Origin of the sequence: Rhodococcus sp. (in: high G+C Gram-positive bacteria) (genome assembly GCF_049286785.1) — a bacterium.
Lineage (GTDB): Bacteria > Actinomycetota > Actinomycetes > Mycobacteriales > Mycobacteriaceae > Rhodococcus_F.
In genome coordinates, this window is the sequence record NZ_JBAQEO010000168.1 from 1 (window position 1) to 2952 (window position 2952).

The following is a 2952-nucleotide window of genomic DNA, read 5'->3' on the forward strand; positions in this document are numbered from 1 at the left end:
GGAGGAACTTCGCGTATGGGGCAACGAACAACTAGCCAAATATCAGCGGGTCAGCGAGGTGGTGTTCCGGGAGGACCTGCCGCGAGCCGTGTACGGAAAAGTCCAAAAAGACGCTCTACGCCGTGAATTCGGGACGGGCGCACCACTAGAACATATCGGAGGAACCGCCTGATGCCCACCACGAACAGCTCCGCGACGGCGCTCGACACGCCGGAGGTTGACTATCCCGACTACGAAAGCCTGAAGCTGGACCGCCCGGCTCCGCATGTGCTGCGGGTGATGCTGTCCCGCGGCAAGATGAACTCGCTGGACTTCCAGATGCACAAGGATCTCGGATCCATCTGGCGCCTGATCGACGAGGACCCGACCGTCTCCGCGGTATTGCTGGCGGGCGAGGGCCGCGCCTTCTCCGCAGGCGGCGACTTCGACATGGTCCAGCGGATCATCGACGACTACGACTTCCGCTGCCAGATGTGGAAGGAAGGCCGTGCGTTGGTTCAAAACATGCTCGATTGCACCAAACCCATCGTCTCGGCTATCAGCGGCCCGGCGGCCGGCGGCGGCCTGGCAGCAGCACTACTGGCTGACGTCAGTGTCGCGGGACGAACGGCGAAACTGGTCGACGGGCACACGACTCTCGGCGTCGCGGCCGATGACCACGCCGTAGCACTGTGGCCGCTGCTGTGTGGGATGGCCAAGGCCAAGTACTACCTCATGACCAGTGACGCGATCACCGGTGAAGAGGCTGAACGCATCGGGCTGGTGTCGTTCTGTGTCGACGACGACGAGGTCGATGCCCGAGCACTCGAGATCGCGATTCGCCTTTCCCGTGGCGCACCGAGCGCGATTCGATTTACCAAACATGCTCTCAACAACTGGTTCCGCGCCCAATGGCCGTCCTTCGAAGCTTCGCTGGCCTTCGGAATCCTCGGCTTCACCGGCCCCGAAGCCAAAGAAGGACTCGCCGCGCTGCAGCAGAAGCGGCCGCCCGTGTTCGAGCAGCGCTCATTCATCTGATCACCGACGACCACATCAGAAGGACAACTCCCGTATGTCAACGCAACCCTTTACCGCTCCGCCCAGATCCACCCGGGCTCCTCAGGACCGCACATACATCGTCACCGGCGGTGGTGGTGGTATCGGCGGCGCGGCTGTCGCCCGTTTGCTTCGGGTGGGATCGAACGTCGTCGCCGTCGACCTCAGTTCGCGCAGACTCGCGGAGACGGCGGCGAACACCGATGATCTCCCCGGGACCCTGAAGACGATCAAGGTGGACGTGACCACCGAGTCCGGAACCAAGGACGCCGTCGCTTTCGCCTTGTCAGAGTTCGGCACCGTGCAAGGCATCGCCAACGTCGCCGGTGGCATGGTCAACATCAATCAGGACGTGTACGACCTCCCGTTGTCGGACATCTCACTCGACTACTTTTCCGGAACCTTCGCCCTCAACGTCAACAGCGCCTTCCTGCTGTCGAAGGCCATCGAAGAACACTTTTACGACGAGGGATACGGCAAGATCGTCAACGTCGCCTCACTCGCCGCTTTCGCGAACCGCCCTGAACTCGGTAACGCCGCATACAACTCCGCGAAAGCCGCCGTGGTCGGGTTGACCCGCAGCATGAGCATGTCGATGGGCAGGAAGGGTGTTCGGGCCAACTGCATCGCCCCCGGCCTGGTCCTGAGTGACCGCGTCAAGTCCTGGATCGAACCGGGCTACCACGAGCGGCACCTCGCCTACACCGCTCTCGGCGACCTGGCTACCCCCGAGGACCTGGGCGAGGCAATCGCCTTCTTCCTCGAGCCGCAGTCGGACGCGGTCACCGGTGAGGTCATGCGGGTCGCGGCCGGGGTGCGCTGACCATGGACGATTCGGAGGTCGGCGAGCGAATCGAGGCGCTGCTGCGTGCCTCGATCGCCGGCGCACGCGAGGTTCGTGTCGAAGGCGTCGAGCGTGTCTTCGGCGGGAACGCCAGGCGCGCATGGGCGGCGACGGCGACGTGGACAGAGCAGTCCGGTGCCAACCGTTCCGAATCGGTCATCATGCTCAGTCGCACCGACGGATCGCAGGTTGATGCCGATCCGGAATGGGAGTTCGGCGTACTCAGCGCCCTCGGGCACACCGCCACGCGGGCTCCACACGCACTGGCGCTCGATGCGGACGGCTCCATCATCGGGACGCCGTCGATCGTGCTCGAGCGGTTGCCCGGACGCGCGGACCCACTGGGCTACCTGCGGTCCGAGGATCGGGAAGGTGGCCGAAAGCTGACCCTCGATCTCGCGCGGGCCGCCGCGGAACTGCATTCCGCGGACTGGGAAGGTCTCGGCCTCAGGGAAATCCTCACCTCCGGGCCAACCGACCGGAGCCCATTGGAACAGATCGAAACCTGGGAGGCGCAGTTCCTCGCCGGCCGGTTGGAACCGCACCCAGCGCTGAGATATGCGTTCGCATGGCTGCGGGACAACCTCCCGCAGCCAGCCCGGCTCAGCGTTGTCCACGGCGATTTCCGTCCAGGAAATTTTCTCTACCAGGACAACACCGTGATTGCGCTGCTGGACTGGGAGATGGCGCATCTCGGCGATCCGGTCGAAGATCTCGCCTGGGCATACCGCGCGCTGTGGAGTCCAGAAGGTTTCGTCGGCCTCGAGGAGTTCGTCCGTTCGTACGAGGAGTTCGGTGGACCCAAGGTCACCGAACACGCGTTGCGGTTCTACCGGGTCTTCTCCGAAGTGAAGTTCGCAACCATCTCCTTACGGGCGTCACGCTCGTTCGCCGATGGTGTGAGCGGGAACCTCCGCTTGGCCGATCGGGCCGCAACCGTGACCGCGTCTTTGAAACGAACCTTGGATTGGATTGCCGACAACGGGACAGGATGGGCCTGGTGCTGAGACCGACTACTACAGAATTGCTGAACGGGGTGCGCCGCGGCCTGACCGAGGATGTCCTCCCGAAGG

General features: G+C 63.8%; 3 protein-coding genes. All 3 read left to right on the forward strand.

Features of this window, described 5'->3' with window-relative positions; all coding sequences use genetic code 11:
• The first annotated feature begins 171 nt into the window (after positions 1 to 171).
• Genes WAW17_RS06900 through WAW17_RS06910 form a run of 3 tightly spaced genes read left to right on the forward strand, consistent with a single transcriptional unit; the run spans position 172 to position 2886 of the window.
• Entirely contained in the window at positions 172 to 1017 is an 846-nt protein-coding gene (locus tag WAW17_RS06900; protein ID WP_422332256.1) for an enoyl-CoA hydratase/isomerase family protein, read from the forward strand.
• A 34-nt stretch (positions 1018 to 1051) separates the two neighbouring features.
• Entirely contained in the window at positions 1052 to 1858 is an 807-nt protein-coding gene (locus WAW17_RS06905; RefSeq protein WP_422332257.1) for an SDR family NAD(P)-dependent oxidoreductase, read from the forward strand.
• A gap of 2 nt (positions 1859 to 1860) precedes the next feature.
• Positions 1861 to 2886, forward strand: coding sequence for a phosphotransferase family protein (locus WAW17_RS06910; RefSeq protein WP_422332258.1), 1026 nt, complete (start codon positions 1861 to 1863; stop codon positions 2884 to 2886).
• Positions 2887 to 2952 lie beyond the last annotated feature (66 nt).

Excerpts from the sequence above, each read along its gene's own strand:
- WAW17_RS06900 (WP_422332256.1), top strand. The coding sequence starts at position 172 with ATGCCCACCACGAACAGCTCCGCGACGGCGCTCGACACGCCGGAGGTT.
- WAW17_RS06905 (WP_422332257.1), top strand. The coding sequence starts at position 1,052 with ATGTCAACGCAACCCTTTACCGCTCCGCCCAGATCCACCCGGGCTCCT.
- WAW17_RS06910 (WP_422332258.1), top strand. The coding sequence starts at position 1,861 with ATGGACGATTCGGAGGTCGGCGAGCGAATCGAGGCGCTGCTGCGTGCC.